The sequence below is a fragment of the Mycobacterium sp. P2_H7 genome (genome assembly GCF_056403275.1).
The window spans coordinates 1-13,320 of sequence record NZ_JBFUFU010000007.1 but is presented as its reverse complement, the minus strand read 5'-3'; the positions used below and the strand labels follow the sequence as shown (position 1 = coordinate 13,320).

General features: G+C 69.6%; 14 protein-coding genes. 4 read left to right on the top strand and 10 right to left on the bottom strand.

From position 1 onward, the window contains the following. Nucleotides 1-62 precede the first annotated feature (62 nt). Entirely contained in the window at nucleotides 63-761 is a 699-nt protein-coding gene (mntR, locus tag AC1DY7_RS09995) for a manganese-binding transcriptional regulator MntR (protein ID WP_477493525.1), read from the top strand. Here mntR and AC1DY7_RS09990 read toward each other — a convergent pair. The 4 genes from AC1DY7_RS09990 to AC1DY7_RS09975 all read right to left on the bottom strand — a co-directional run bounded on the left by AC1DY7_RS09990 (nucleotide 758) and on the right by AC1DY7_RS09975 (nucleotide 4,002). Further along, nucleotides 758-1,297, bottom strand: a complete 540-nt coding sequence (locus AC1DY7_RS09990; protein WP_477493524.1) for a type II toxin-antitoxin system Rv0910 family toxin — start codon at nucleotides 1,295-1,297, stop codon at nucleotides 758-760. The two genes, mntR and AC1DY7_RS09990, sit on opposite strands and share 4 nt — an antisense overlap. A 175-nt stretch (nucleotides 1,298-1,472) precedes the next feature. Next, nucleotides 1,473-2,372 carry a tRNA pseudouridine(55) synthase TruB gene (gene truB, locus AC1DY7_RS09985; protein ID WP_477493523.1) on the bottom strand — a complete coding sequence of 300 codons (900 nt, stop codon included), beginning with the start codon at nucleotides 2,370-2,372 and terminating at the stop codon, nucleotides 1,473-1,475. Beyond that, nucleotides 2,369-2,992, bottom strand: coding sequence for a 4'-phosphopantetheinyl transferase PptT (gene pptT / locus AC1DY7_RS09980; RefSeq protein WP_477493798.1), 624 nt, complete (start codon nucleotides 2,990-2,992; stop codon nucleotides 2,369-2,371). Before pptT ends, truB begins: the two co-directional genes overlap by 4 nt. Before the next feature lie 38 nt (nucleotides 2,993-3,030). Then, nucleotides 3,031-4,002, bottom strand: coding sequence for a metallophosphoesterase family protein (locus tag AC1DY7_RS09975; RefSeq protein ID WP_477493522.1), 972 nt, complete (start codon nucleotides 4,000-4,002; stop codon nucleotides 3,031-3,033). A 126-nt stretch (nucleotides 4,003-4,128) separates the two neighbouring features. Here AC1DY7_RS09975 and AC1DY7_RS09970 point away from each other — a divergent pair, with 126 nt between their 5' ends. After that, nucleotides 4,129-4,701, top strand: coding sequence for a DUF3558 domain-containing protein (locus AC1DY7_RS09970; RefSeq protein ID WP_477493521.1), 573 nt, complete (start codon nucleotides 4,129-4,131; stop codon nucleotides 4,699-4,701). A 17-nt stretch (nucleotides 4,702-4,718) separates the two neighbouring features. Next, entirely contained in the window at nucleotides 4,719-6,365 is a 1,647-nt protein-coding gene (locus tag AC1DY7_RS09965) for a CocE/NonD family hydrolase (protein WP_477493520.1), read from the top strand. On the opposite strand, the gene AC1DY7_RS09960 is transcribed toward AC1DY7_RS09965, so the two are convergent. Together AC1DY7_RS09960 and AC1DY7_RS09955 are read right to left on the bottom strand one after the other, a co-directional pair. After that, nucleotides 6,354-6,920 carry a DUF1802 family protein gene (locus AC1DY7_RS09960; protein WP_477493519.1) on the bottom strand — a complete coding sequence of 189 codons (567 nt, stop codon included), beginning with the start codon at nucleotides 6,918-6,920 and terminating at the stop codon, nucleotides 6,354-6,356. The two genes, AC1DY7_RS09965 and AC1DY7_RS09960, sit on opposite strands and share 12 nt — an antisense overlap. Then, nucleotides 6,917-7,183, bottom strand: coding sequence for a DUF2277 domain-containing protein (locus AC1DY7_RS09955; RefSeq protein ID WP_477493518.1), 267 nt, complete (start codon nucleotides 7,181-7,183; stop codon nucleotides 6,917-6,919). The genes AC1DY7_RS09960 and AC1DY7_RS09955 overlap by 4 nt, the downstream gene beginning before the upstream one ends. Nucleotides 7,184-7,205: 22 nt before the next feature. Here AC1DY7_RS09955 and AC1DY7_RS09950 point away from each other — a divergent pair, with 22 nt between their 5' ends. Beyond that, on the top strand, nucleotides 7,206-7,964 hold the full coding sequence (locus tag AC1DY7_RS09950; RefSeq protein WP_477493517.1) for an enoyl-CoA hydratase: 759 nt from the start codon (nucleotides 7,206-7,208) through the stop codon (nucleotides 7,962-7,964). Between the two features lie 22 nt (nucleotides 7,965-7,986). Here AC1DY7_RS09950 and AC1DY7_RS09945 read toward each other — a convergent pair whose 3' ends face one another. The 4 genes from AC1DY7_RS09945 to infB form a co-directional block, all read right to left on the bottom strand. After that, complete coding sequence (locus AC1DY7_RS09945; protein WP_477493516.1) at nucleotides 7,987-9,306, bottom strand: MATE family efflux transporter; 1,320 nt, start codon at nucleotides 9,304-9,306, stop codon at nucleotides 7,987-7,989. Continuing rightward, nucleotides 9,293-10,291 carry a DHH family phosphoesterase gene (locus AC1DY7_RS09940; RefSeq protein ID WP_477493515.1) on the bottom strand — a complete coding sequence of 333 codons (999 nt, stop codon included), beginning with the start codon at nucleotides 10,289-10,291 and terminating at the stop codon, nucleotides 9,293-9,295. The genes AC1DY7_RS09945 and AC1DY7_RS09940 overlap by 14 nt, the downstream gene beginning before the upstream one ends. Further along, nucleotides 10,266-10,760 (bottom strand): 30S ribosome-binding factor RbfA, encoded by a 495-nt coding sequence (rbfA, locus tag AC1DY7_RS09935; protein WP_477493514.1) that lies wholly within the window; start codon nucleotides 10,758-10,760, stop codon nucleotides 10,266-10,268. Before rbfA ends, AC1DY7_RS09940 begins: the two co-directional genes overlap by 26 nt. After that, on the bottom strand, nucleotides 10,761-13,320 hold a 2,560-nt coding region (gene infB, locus AC1DY7_RS09930; RefSeq protein WP_477493513.1), incomplete at its 5' end, for a translation initiation factor IF-2.

The window sequence follows — 13,320 nt, the reverse complement described above, 5'->3', positions numbered from 1 at the left end:
CGTCTGCGCTGGATCCCCGGTTCAGGTGATGATTGCCTAAACTCTCTGGTTGTGAGGTCCACGTGAGTCCCAACGGCAACCCGCAAGACCTGACGACGGTGGCGCAGGACTATCTGAAAGTCATCTGGACCGCCCAGGAGTGGTCCAGGGAGAAGGTGAGCACCAAGCTGCTCGCCGAACGGATCGGCGTTTCGGCGAGCACCGCGTCCGAATCGATCCGAAAACTCGCCGATCAAGGCCTCGTCGATCACGAGAAGTACGGGGCCGTGACGCTGACCGAGGCGGGGCGCAGCGCCGCGCTGGCGATGGTGCGCCGGCACCGGCTGATGGAGACGTTCCTGGTACGCGAGCTCGGCTACGGCTGGGACGAGGTGCACGACGAGGCCGAGATCCTCGAACACGCGGTGTCGGACCGGATGTTGGACCGCATCGACGCGAAGCTGGGTTACCCGACCCGCGATCCGCACGGCGACCCGATTCCGGCGGCCGACGGCAGGGTGCCCACACCCCCCGCCCGCCAGCTGTCGGCGTGCAACGACGGCGACACCGGGACGGTCGCGCGCATCTCCGACGCCGACCCCGAAATGCTGCGCTACTTCGACAGTGTGGGAATCAGCCTGGACTCGCGGCTACGCGTGCTGGCCCGGCGCGACTTCGCGGGCATGATCTCGGTGGGCATCGAATCCGAGGATACCGACGAGGACCACACCGTGATCGACCTGGGAAGCCCTGCGGCACAAGCCATCTGGGTTGTGCCTTAACGCACCAGGCGCAGTTGCGGCCGAGCCGGTGTCTCGCGGGCCTGCAGCTCGCGTGCCCGCCTGTCCAGGGCGGTCAGGCTCTCCACCAGTTTGGCCACACCGTCGGCCTCGACCGCATCCAGCAGCGCCGGGCTGAGCACCGCACCGCTGAACTGCCCGCTCGCAGTGATCCACGAGCCGGATCCGGCCGGGGAGACCCTGAACATCAACCGCACCGACAGTCCACCGAGGCCGGTCGCGGCCAGTTCGATCCGGGTATCGTCCTCGATCGATTCGACCACCCAGTCCAGGGTGTTGGTGACGCCGAGCATGCTCAACGTCGCACTCAGCCGGGTTCCGGCCGCAAGGGCGGACGGCGCCGGGGCAACCCAGCTGTCGTGGACCGCGAACCACTGATCCCAGGTACGGGGATCGGTGAGGACCTGCCAGACCGACGCCGGCGAGGCGGCCAGGTGCTGGGAGGCGTCGATGTAGCCGATGGGGACTTCGCGTTCGCGGTGGTGGAAGATCCGCGCGCCGTCACGCCTGGGCGCCACGCGCCGTCCGTCCGTGCGATCGGGGAGGTACCCGAACCACTCGGAGGGATGAGCGGGCAACTGCATCGTCATATACGTAACAACGCAACCCGGACGACCCCGGTTCCCATGAATTCTTGTGGGCCTGGTCTCGAATTGGTCACGACGCCGGGATGACCACACCGGGCCGCGCGTCCTACAACGTGGCCGGCCGCAGCACGACGACGGAGGTGGTGCGCGCCGAACCGTCCTGCAGCAGCGCGATCACCCGGCCGTCCGGCGCGGTGGCGGCGTACACGCCGTCGATCCCCCCGGGCTCCAGCGCCCGGCCGTGCCGGGCGTCCTCGGTCTGCGCGTCGGTGAGGTCGCGGCGCGGGAATCCCAGAAGGCACGCCTCATCCAGGCTGTAGGACAACCGAGCCGCATCACTCAACTCATCCAGGGTGCGGGCCTCGTCGAGTCCGTAGCGACCGACCTTGGTGCGCCGCAACGCGGTCAGATGTCCACCGACCCCCAAGGTGGCGCCGACATCGCGTGCCAGCGCCCGGATGTAGGTGCCCGACGAGCAGTCCACCTCGACGTCCACGTCGATGAAGGGTTCGGAACCCGGTCGCCGGACCTCCAGCACGTCGAATCGGCCGATGCGCACCGGGCGGGCAGCCAGTTCGACGGTCTGACCTTCGCGGACCAACTTGTAGGCCCGCTGACCCCCGATCTTGATGGCGCTGACCGCCGACGGCACCTGCTCGATGTCACCGCGCAGCGCGGCGACGGCGGCCTCGATCTGCGCGTCGGTGACATGTGTTGCCGAAATATCTTGCAGCACTTCCCCTTCGGCGTCCTCGGTGGACGTCGTGCGGCCCAGCCGGATGGTGGCGGCATAAGACTTGTCGGTCGCCGTGAGCAAACCGAGGATCTTGGTGGCCCGTTCGATGCCGACGACCAGGACCCCGGTGGCCATCGGGTCCAGGGTGCCCGCGTGGCCCACCTTTCGGGTGCCGAAGAACCGCCGGCACCGCCCGACCACGTCGTGACTGGTGAGACCGGCAGGCTTGTCGACGATCACCAGGCCGGGGGCCGGCGGCTGGGGGGTCACAGCGTGATCGCCGTCAGCGCAATCCCGTCGACGACCGACCAGCGACCGGCCAACACCGTCAGTGGCGGTCCGGACTCGGCGGCGGGATCGATCAGGATCCTGGACTCGAAGGTGCCCGCCGATCCCGACGGACCGGGGGTGAACCGGATGTGGGCGTCCTCGAACCCCAGCCAGCGGTGCGTCAACGGGAACCACGCCTTATAGGTGGCCTCCTTGGCGCAGAACAGGATTCGGTCCCAATGCAGCCCACCCGGCAGGCCGCCGAGTTCGACCCGCTCGGCCGGCAGGCTGATCGCGTCGAGCACCCCCTTGGGCAGGACATCGTGGGGTTCGGCGTCGATCCCCAGCGAACGCACGTCGGCGTTGCGGCCCACGACTGCACCGCGGAACCCGTCGCAGTGGGTCAGGCTGCCGACCACGCCGTCGGGCCAGCACGGTTCGCCCTTGTCCCCCTTGAGGATCGGGACCGGCGCCACGCCCAGCTCGCCGAGCGCCTGCCGGGCGCAGTGCCGCACGGTGACGAACTCGTTGCGCCGCTTGGCCACCGACCGCGCGACCAACGGCTCTTCCTCCGGCAACGGCATCAGACCCGGTGGGTCGGCGTAGGCCTCGGCCGACATCACGGCCGCGGGCACCAGTGCGCGCAACAGGCTCACCCTCAGTACCCCCGCCGGGTCTTGATGCGTTCCTGCATCTTCTGCGCGTTCTCGCGCATCTCGTCGGTGATCTCGAAATGGCCGCCGAACTCGTTGAGGTAGCCGGGCACGTACCTCGGGTCCGGCAGGATCTGGCGCAGCCAGCGATATGGCTTGCGGCGGCGCCACTCCCGCGGATAGCCGACGGACACCTCTTCGAACCGCACCCCGTCATACCAGGTGGTCCTGGGGATGTGCAGGTGCCCGTACACCGAGCAGATGGCGTTGTAGCGGGTGTGCCAATCCTTCGTCGCGGTGGTGCCGCACCACAGTGCGAACTCGGGGTAGAACATCGCGTCGCAGGGTTCACGCACCAGTGGGAAATGGTTCACCAGCACCGTCGGGTTCATCCAGTCCAGGTCTTCGAGTCGCTTGCGGGTCTGGGCGACCCGGTCCCGGCACCAGGCGTCGCGGGTGGCGAACGGCTCGGAGGACAGCAGGAATTCGTCGGTGCCCACCACATTGCGCTCGCGGGCCACCGCCAGACCTTCGGCCTTGGTCGCGGTGCCCTCGGGCAGGAACGAATAGTCGTAGAGCAGGAACATCGGGACGATGGTCGCCGGACCGCCCTCCTCGTTCCACACCGGGAACGGGTGCTCCGGGGTCACGATGCCCATCTCGTCGCACATGGTGACCAGGTAGTCGTACCGGGACTGCCCGAAGATCTGCATGGGGTCTTTGTTGGTGGTCCACAGCTCGTGATTGCCCGGCACCCAGATCACCTTGGCGAATCTCCTGCGCAGCAGATCCAGCGCCCACCGGATCTCGTCGGTGCGCTCACCGACATCACCGGCAACGATCAACCAGTCCTCCGGAGAGGACGGGTAGAGCGATTCGGTGACCGGCTTGTTTCCCGTGTGACCGGTGTGCAGGTCGCTGATGGCCCACAGCACAGGCCGGCGTTGATCTCGTGACGTCGCGGACACAACGGTCAAGCCTACTTGCGTCGCTCGGCGGCCCGCGAGATGACCGAAGCGGGGCAACTAGAACTTGTTCTCGTTTAGACTCCCGGCAGGGTTCAGCTCGGACTCTCGGGTCGGAAGACGATGTATGGGGGTGTGATGGCTGCCAAACTGCGAATGCTGTCGGCGTTGTGTGCGCTCGTCGCGGCGGTGATCGTGGTGTGGCAGGCGAACCCTGCCGGCGCTCCGGCGCAGGTCCGCGCCGCCGACATGCCGCTGACCAACGTGTCCACGACCATCAAGTGGCCGGTCGTCGAAACCACCGACCCGTCGCCGTTCGATCCGTGCCGCGACATCCCGTTGGACGTGGTGCAGCGCATCGGGCTGGCCTTCACGCCGCCCACCCCGGAGGACAGCCTGCGCTGCCATTACGACGCCGGCAACTATCAGATGGCCATCGAGGCGTTCGTCTGGCGGACCTACGAGCAGACCCTGCCCGCCGATGCGGTCGAGCTGAACATCGGCGGCCACCGCGCGGCCCAGTACTGGATCATGAAGCCCACCGACTGGAACGACCGCTGGTGGATCACCTGCATGATCGCGTTCAAGACCAGCTACGGCGTCATCCAGCAATCGCTGTTCTACTCGCCGATCCATTCGCCGGACGGACCGGACTGCCTGCAGACCAACCTGCAACGCGCCAACGAGTTGGCCCCGTTCTACAAATTCTGATCGGTAGCCTTTATTAGGTGAGCTCTAGAATTTCGCAGCTGTCCCGGCGCGCACTCGGGCGCGCCCTGCACCTGCCGCCTCCGACGTGTGACTACGTCGTGCACCGGGCGGTGCCGGTGCCCATGCGCGACGGTGTGGAGCTGCTCGCCGACCACTACGCGCCGCTGACGGCCACCCCGGCGGGGACGCTGCTGGTCCGCGCGCCGTACGGGCGCCGTTTCCCCTTCACCATCCTGTTCGGCAGCATCTACGCCAGCCGCGGGTACCACGTCGTATTCCAAAGCGTACGAGGAACATTCGGCTCCGGCGGCGACTTCGTCCCGATGGTCAACGAGGTGCCCGACGGTGCCGACACCGCGGCCTGGTTGCGCGAACAGCCGTGGTTCACCGGCACCTTCGCCACCATCGGGCTGTCCTACCTGGGCTTCACCCAGTGGGCGCTGCTCACCGACCCACCCCCGGAACTGGTCGCCGCCGTGATCAGCGTCGGTCCGCACGACTTCGCGCAATCCTCCTGGGGCACAGGGTCATTCTCACTCAACGACTTCCTCGGCTGGAGTCACATGATGTCCCACCAGGAGGATCCGAACCTGGCCCGGGCGATCGTGCGCCAGGCCCAGGCCGGCCGGCGGGTCGACGCCGCGACGATGGACCTGCCCGTCGGCGCGGCCGGGCGCCAACTGCTGGGCGAGGGAGCCACCTGGTATGAGTCCTGGTTGCAGCCGCCCGACGAGGATCCCGAGCAGTGGGCCCGGCTGGCCGCTAACGAGGCGCTGGACCGGGTCGACGTCCCGGTGCTGTTGATCAGCGGCTGGCAGGACCTGTTCCTGGACCAGACCCTGCACCAGTACTCGCACCTGCGCGGGCGTGGCGTCGACACGGCACTGACCGTCGGATCCTGGACGCACACCCAGCTGATGCAGCGGGGCGCGTCCGTCGTCCTGCGCGAGACACTGGACTGGCTGGGCACCCACCTGGCGGGCAGGCCCAGCACGCCGCGCAGTCCTGTTCGGATCCACATCAACGATCACGGCTGGGTCGATCTGCCGGACTGGCCGCCCGCGGTGCAGCAGCGGTCGTTCTACCTGCAGGCCGCGGGACAACTCACCGACGCGCCGGGCGACGGCATCGCGGGACTGGCCTCCAGCTTCACCTATGAGCCCGCCGATCCCACCCCCACCGTCGGCGGCCGGCTGCTGTCCGGGCAGGGCGGCTACCGCGACGACACCGCACTGGCCGCCCGTGCCGACGTCCTGAGCTTCACCGGCCCGCCGCTGCCCGACGAGCTCTACGCGGTGGGCGTTCCGGTGATCGAGCTGGCCCACCGCACCGACAACCCGCATCACGACCTTTTCGTGCGGGTCAGTGAGGTCGGCGCCGACGGGCGGTCGCGCAACGTCACCGACGGCTTCCGCCGGTACACGTCATTCGCCGAGGACGTGGTGCGGATCGAGCTGGACGCGATGGCGCACCGTTTCGCGGCCGGTAGCCGGATCCGGGTGCTGGTCGCCGGTGGTTCTCATCCGCGGTTCGCCCGCAATCTCGGCACCGGCGAGCCCACCGAGACCGGGCAGACGTTGCGGTCGGCCACCCACACCATCGCCCACGACGGCCGGTCCCGGCTGCTCCTGCCGGCGAGCCGCACCGCTCCGTCAGCCGACTGAGCCGCGCACCCGTTCCACGACCCCGGCCAGGGTGTCCGCGTCGTGCACCGGTGCGCCGAGGTCCCCGCGGGCGTCGACCTGCAGCCAGCTGGCGCAGCCCGCGTATTCGGGCACTCGCGGCAGTCGGATCGGCGCCGACAGCGGATACGCCTGCACCACCAGCACGGTCAGCAGGTGCCGGGGCCGGAAGTCCAGCCGGTCGGCCTGCACCGACTCGGCGGTCCAGATGTGCAGGTCGGCGATCTCATCGATGGCCTCGGGCCGGTTCACCTGGACCGCGGCAATCACCTTCGCGCCGGCCCGCAGCACCACGGCCTCCTCGGTGCTGTCGGCCTCCCGGCCGTCGTGGGCCAGCAGATCTCGGTGCTCCGGCCGTACCCGGTGCGCGTGACTGTGCGCGACCGTCGGGAACAGCAGGAACGATGCCGCGGTCTCCGCTGGATCAAGGGAAAAGCGCTTCTCGTGGATGCCGCCCTTGCGCAGCAGTACCGTCTGGCGGCCGTCGAGCAGCGCCCGGACCGCTGCACTCCACTCTTTGAGAGCGGGTGAATTCACTTGGCCGCCAAGCGCGCCCGCACCTCGGGGCGGCGCAGCGGCGGGACGGTCTTGGGCGGCTGGCGGCGGGCGGGCAGCTGTTCCAACAGTCGGGTGGTGATCTCGGTGACGTCGGCGACGGCCGCCTCGAACGCCTCGACGTTGGCGGCGGTGGGCCGGGTGATCCCGCTGATCTTGCGGATGAACTGGCGCGAGGCGGCGTCGATCTCCTCGGTGGTGGCGGCCGGTTCCAGGCCGCGCAACTCGGTGATGTTTCGGCACATGCCTCCACGATATGTTCATCGGATGACTGCCGCTGAAGTGCTCCTCGTCGACACCACCGACCGCGTCCGCACCTTGACCCTGAACCGGCCGCAGGCGCGCAACGCGCTCTCCGCGCAGCTGCGCACCACGTTCTATGCCGCGCTGCGGACCGCGCAGGCCGATGACGACGTCGACGTGGTGATCCTGACCGGAGCCGACCCGGTGTTCTGCGCGGGCCTGGACCTCAAGGAGCTCGGCGACACCACGGAGCTGCCCGACATCTCCCCCAAGTGGCCGCCGATGACCAAGCCGGTGATCGGCGCGATCAACGGCTCCGCCGTCACCGGCGGCCTGGAACTCGCGCTGTACTGCGACATCCTGATCGCCTCGGAGCACGCCCGGTTCGCCGACACCCACGCCAGGGTCGGCCTGCTGCCCACGTGGGGCCTGTCGGTGCGGCTGCCCCAGAAGGTCGGCGTCGGGCTGGCCCGCCGGATGAGCCTGACCGGTGACTACCTGTCAGCCCCCGACGCCCTGCGGGCCGGACTGGTCACCGAGGTGGTACCGCATGACGAGCTGCTGCCCGCGGCACGCAAGGTGGCCGCGTCGATCGTCGGTAACAACCAGAAAGCCGTTCGGGCCCTTCTCGATTCGTACCACCGGATCGATGCCGAGCAGACCCAGGCGGGGCTGTGGGTCGAAGCCGAGTCGGCGCGGGCCTGGATGGCCGACACCTCCGGCGACGACATCGCCGCCAGCCGGGCATCGGTGTTCGAGCGGGGCCGCTCGCAGGTGCGGTAGGGCGGGGCGGTGATCGCCGCCGCTAGCCCGTGCCGGCCACCAGCCAGCGGCCCGAGAACACCCGCCAGCCGACGAACACCAGGCGCAGCACCATGAAAGTGCTCAGCCCGGACCAGATTCCGACCAGGCCCCAGCCGAATGCCAGCGACAGCCAGATCAACGGCAAGAACCCGAGCAGCGCGCTGAGCAGCGTCGCGTTGCGCATGAACTTCGCATCGCCCGCGCCGAGCAGCACCCCGTCGATCGCGAATACCACACCGGCGACGGGGATCTGCGCGACCAGGAACCACCACGGCACGTCGATGGCATCCAGCACCGATCTGTCGTCGGTGAACAGCGCCGGCATCACCGGCGCGCCCGCGGCGAACAGGAGCGCCAGGACCACCGCGGCGACGGCGGAGAACACCGTCACGCGCCACGCCACCGACTTCGCCAACGTCAGGTGACCGGCGCCGAGCGCGGCGCCCACCAGGGACTGCGCCGCGATGGCCAGCGAGTCCAGCACCAGGGCAAGGAAACTCCACAGCTGCAGCACGACCTGGTGCGCTGCGACGGCGGCCGCGCCGAAACGGGCCGCCACCGCGGCAGCGGAAACGAAGCACACCTGAAAGGCCAACGAGCGCAACAACAGATCGCGACCCATCAACAGCTGGGAGGCCAGCACCGCGCCGTCGGCCCGCAAGGGCACCCGCTCGGCCAGCAGGGCGCGGCAGAACAACAGTGCCGCCAGCCACTGACCGATGAGGTTCGCCACCGCCGAGCCTTCGAGCTCCAGCCGGGGCAACCCCAGCCAGCCGTACACCAGCAACGGACACAACACCGCCGACACGACGAACCCGGACACCACGTAGCGCAGCGGACGTGCGGTGTCCTGCACGCCACGCATCCAGCCGTTGCCCGCCAACGAGATCAGGATCGCGGGTGCGCCGAAGATCGCGATGCGCAACCAGGGCAACGTCGCCGCGGCGATGGCACCACCGTCGGCGAGGACCGCGAGCATCGGCACCGCGGCGGCCTGCACCACCGCGACGATGAGCACGCCGAGGCCCACCGCCAGCCAGGTGGCCTGCACGCCCTCACGAACGGCGGCGGCCCGGTCGCCCACACCGAAATACCGGGCAGACCGTGCGGTGGTGCCGTACGACAGGAACGTGCCCTGCGAGGACACCAACGACAACACCAGTCCGCCGATGGCCAGCCCGGCGAGGCTCAGCGCGCCGAGGCGCCCGACGACCGCGATATCGAACAGCAGGTAAAGCGGTTCGGCCGCAAGCACTCCCAGGGCGGGCAGTGCCAGACCGGCGATCCGCCGCGCAGTGACGGGTTGGTCAGCCGAGGACATCGAGCAGGGCCGCGGCCACCTCATCGGCGGTGCCGGTGGCCGTGAAGCCCGACGCCTGCCGATGACCGCCGCCACCGAACTCGGCGGCCACCTGCGACACGTCCAGGGTCTTGGAACGCATGGAGATCGACCACTGCCCGGGCTGGGTCTCCTTGAAGACCGCAGCCACCTCGGCCTCGGCGGTGGTACGCACGATGTCGACGATGCTCTCCACCTCCTCCGACCGCGCCTTGGACCATTCCGCGTGCGGCACAACGGCATACACCAGACCGTCGCCGCCTGCGGCGTCGGTGATCAGCCGGGCCGAACCCAGCACCCGGGAAAGCATGGGCAGCCACTCGAAGGGATGGGTGTCCATCAGCGTGCGGCTGATCCCGGCATTGTCGACGCCCAGGTCCAGCAGCCGTTCGGCCAGCCGGTGCGCCCTGGCGCTGGCCCAGCGGAACGATCCGGTGTCGGTGGTCAACCCGGCGTACAGGCAGTGTGCGACCGGACCGTCGATCGGCTTGCTCCAGGCGTCCAGCAACTCGGCGACCATCATGGTCGTCGAATCGGCCGAGGAATCCACGTAGTTGGCGGTCCCGAACAGCGCGTTGGACGCGTGGTGATCGATGACGAGCACACCGCGCTTAGCGTCGACGAGTTCGGACAGGCTGCCGAGGCGGTTCACGCTGGGGATGTCGACGGTGACGATGAGGTCGGCGTCGCGGCGCAGCTGCTCCGGTGCGACCAGCAGGTCCACGCCGGGCAGGCTGTGCAGCGATTCCGGGAGCTCGGCGGGGGTGGCGAAGCCGACCTGGACGTCCTTGCCGGCTCCGGCCGCCACCTGTGCCAGCGCGAGGCCTGCCCCGATCGTGTCGGCGTCCGGGTAGACGTGGCAGACCACGACGATGGTGCGGGCCGCGGCGCACAGTTCTGCAGCGCCCAGCGCATCGACCCGCGCGCCAGTCAGCCCTCGCTCAGTCCTCGAATCGGTCGTCGTCACTGGTGTCCTCAGCCGCGTAGTCAGAACGGTCGTCCTCCACCCCGCTCACACGGTACGGGTCCGCGTCACCTGCCGGCACGGCACCCTCCCTGACCTTGGCCAAGTCGGCGTCGGCCGCCTTCACCCGGGACAGCAGCTCCGACATCCGATTCGCGGCGTCGGGCACGGTGTCCCTGGTGAACGCCAGCGTCGGGGTGAAACGCACCCCGGTGCCGGCGCCCACCTTGGACCGCAATACACCCTTCGCGCTCTCCAGCGCCGCGGCGACGCCGGCATAATCCGGCTCGTCCTCCAGCGTCGACCCCAGCACCGTGTAGAACAGCGTGGCGTCGTGCAGGTCCGCGGTCACCTTCGCGTCCGTGATCGTCACACCCGCCAGTCGCGGATCCTTGATCTCGTACTCGATGGCCGAGGCGACGATCGTGGAGATCCGCTTGGCGAGCCGCTTGGCGCGTGCCGGATCAGCCATTTAGGTGCGAGCCTTTTCTACGAGCTCGTACGCCTCGATGACATCGCCTTCCTTGATGTCGGAGTACGTCAGCGTCAGACCACACTCGTACCCGTCGCGCACCTCGGTGGCGTCATCCTTCTCCCGCTTGAGCGAGGAGATGGTGACGGTCTCGGCGACCACGACGTTGTCGCGGAGCAACCGGGCCTTGGCGTTGCGGCGCATGATGCCCGAGGTGACGAGGCAACCGGCGATGTTGCCGACCTTCGACGACCGGAAGATCGCGCGGATCTCGGCGCGGCCGAGCTCCTTCTCCTCGTAGACCGGCTTGAGCATGCCCCGCAGCGCGGCCTGGATCTCATCGATGGCCTGGTAGATCACCGAGTAGTAGCGGATCTCCACACCTTCGCGGTTGGCCAGTTCGGTGGCCTTGCCCTCGGCGCGGACGTTGAACCCGATGATGATCGCGTCCGAGGCCGACGCCAGGTTGACGTTGGTCTCGGTGACGCCACCGACACCGCGGTCGATGACGCGCAGTTCCACCTCGTCGTCGATCTCGATGCCCAGCAGGGCTTCTTCCAGCGCCTCGACGGTGCCGGAGTTGTCGCCCTTGAGGATCAGGTTCAGCTGCGAAGTCTCCTTCAGTGCCGAATCCAGGTCCTCCAGGCTGATCCGCTTGCGGCTGCGTGCGGCCAGCGCATTGCGCTTGCGCGCGCTGCGGCGGTCGGCGATCTGGCGGGCGATCCGGTCCTCGTCGACCACGAGCAGGTTGTCGCCTGCGCCCGGCACCGAGGTGAAACCGATCACCTGGACCGGCCGCGACGGCAGCGCCTCCACGACGTCGTCGCCGTGCTCGTCGACCATCCGGCGGACACGTCCGTAGGCGTCGCCGGCGACCACCGAGTCGCCGACCCGCAGGGTGCCGCGCTGGATGAGCACCGTGGCGACCGGGCCGCGACCGCGGTCCAGGTGCGCTTCGATGGCCACACCCTGGGCCTCCATGTCGGGGTTGGCCCGCAGGTCCAGCGCCGCGTCGGCGGTCAGCAGGACCGCCTCCTCGAGCGCCTGGATGTTGGTGCCGTTCTTCGCCGAGATGTCGACGAACATGGTGTCGCCACCGAAGTCCTCGGCCACCAGGTTGTACTCGGTGAGCTGCGCCCGGATCTTCTGCGGGTCAGCACCTTCCTTGTCGATCTTGTTGACCGCCACCACGATCGGCACATCGGCCGCCTGGGCGTGGTTGATGGCCTCCACCGTCTGCGGCATCACGCCGTCGTCGGCGGCGACCACCAGGATCGCGATATCGGTGGCCTTGGCACCACGGGCACGCATGGCGGTGAACGCCTCGTGACCGGGGGTGTCGATGAAGGTGATGAGCCGCTCGGCACCTTCGTGCTCGACGGCGACCTGGTAGGCGCCGATGTGCTGGGTGATGCCACCGGCCTCGCCCTCACGGACGTTGGCCTTACGGATCGTGTCGAGCAGGCGGGTCTTGCCGTGGTCGACGTGACCCATGACGGTGACCACCGGCGGGCGCTGTTCGAGGTCCTCCTCGCCGCCCTCGTCCTCGCCGTAGGTGAGGTCGAACGACTGCAGCAGCTCGCGGTCCTCGTCCTCCGGGGACACCACCTGCACGACGTAGTTCATCTCGCTGCCGAGCAGCTCGAGGGTCTCGTCGCCGACCGACTGCGTGGCCGTGACCATCTCGCCGAGGTTGAACAGCGCCTGCACCAGCGAGGCCGGGTTGGCGTTGATCTTGTCCGCGAAGTCCACCAGGGACGCGCCGCGGGCCAGCCGGATGACCTCACCGTTGCCGTGCGGCAACCGCACGCCACCGACGACCGGGGCCTGCATGTTCTCGTACTCGGCGCGTTTTGCGCGCTTCGACTTGCGGCCACGACGGACCGCGCCGCCGGGACGACCGAAGGCACCCGCGGCACCGCCGCGCTGACCGGGACGGCCACCGCCGCCACCGCCACCGGGCGCACCGCCACCGGGGCGACCGCGGAATCCGCCGGCCGCGCCGCCGCCTGCACCGGCACCTGCACCGGCGCCTGCGCCACCGCCGCGGTAGTTACCGCCGCCGCCACCGGCACCGCCGGGACGACCACCGGGCGCCGGACGACCGCCGGGACCGGGACGCGGGCCACCGGGGCGACCCGTGGCGCCGGGACGGGCACCGGGCGRACGAGGAGGCATGTTGCCGGGCGACGCGCCACCCGGGCGGGGGGCACCCGGACGGGGGCCACCGGCGCCGGGACCGGGGCGCGGGCCACCGGGGCCGGCCTGCGGACGCGGAGCCGGACGCTCGACCGGCTGCTGGGAAGAGAAGGGGTTGTTGCCGACGCGGGGTGCCCGCGGTGCCGGCTTCGGGCCCGGACGCGGACCGGGACGGGTATCGGCCGGTCCTGCGGGCGCGGCGGGAGCCGCTGACTCGACAGGGGCGGCCGGGGCCGCAGCTGCCGGTGCCTCAGGGGCGGCCGGAGCCGGACCGGGACGGGGTCCCGGGCGCTGCGCGGGCTGCACCTCGACCGCGGCCGCGGGGGCCTCGACGACGGGGGCGGCGGGCGCAGCCGGGGGG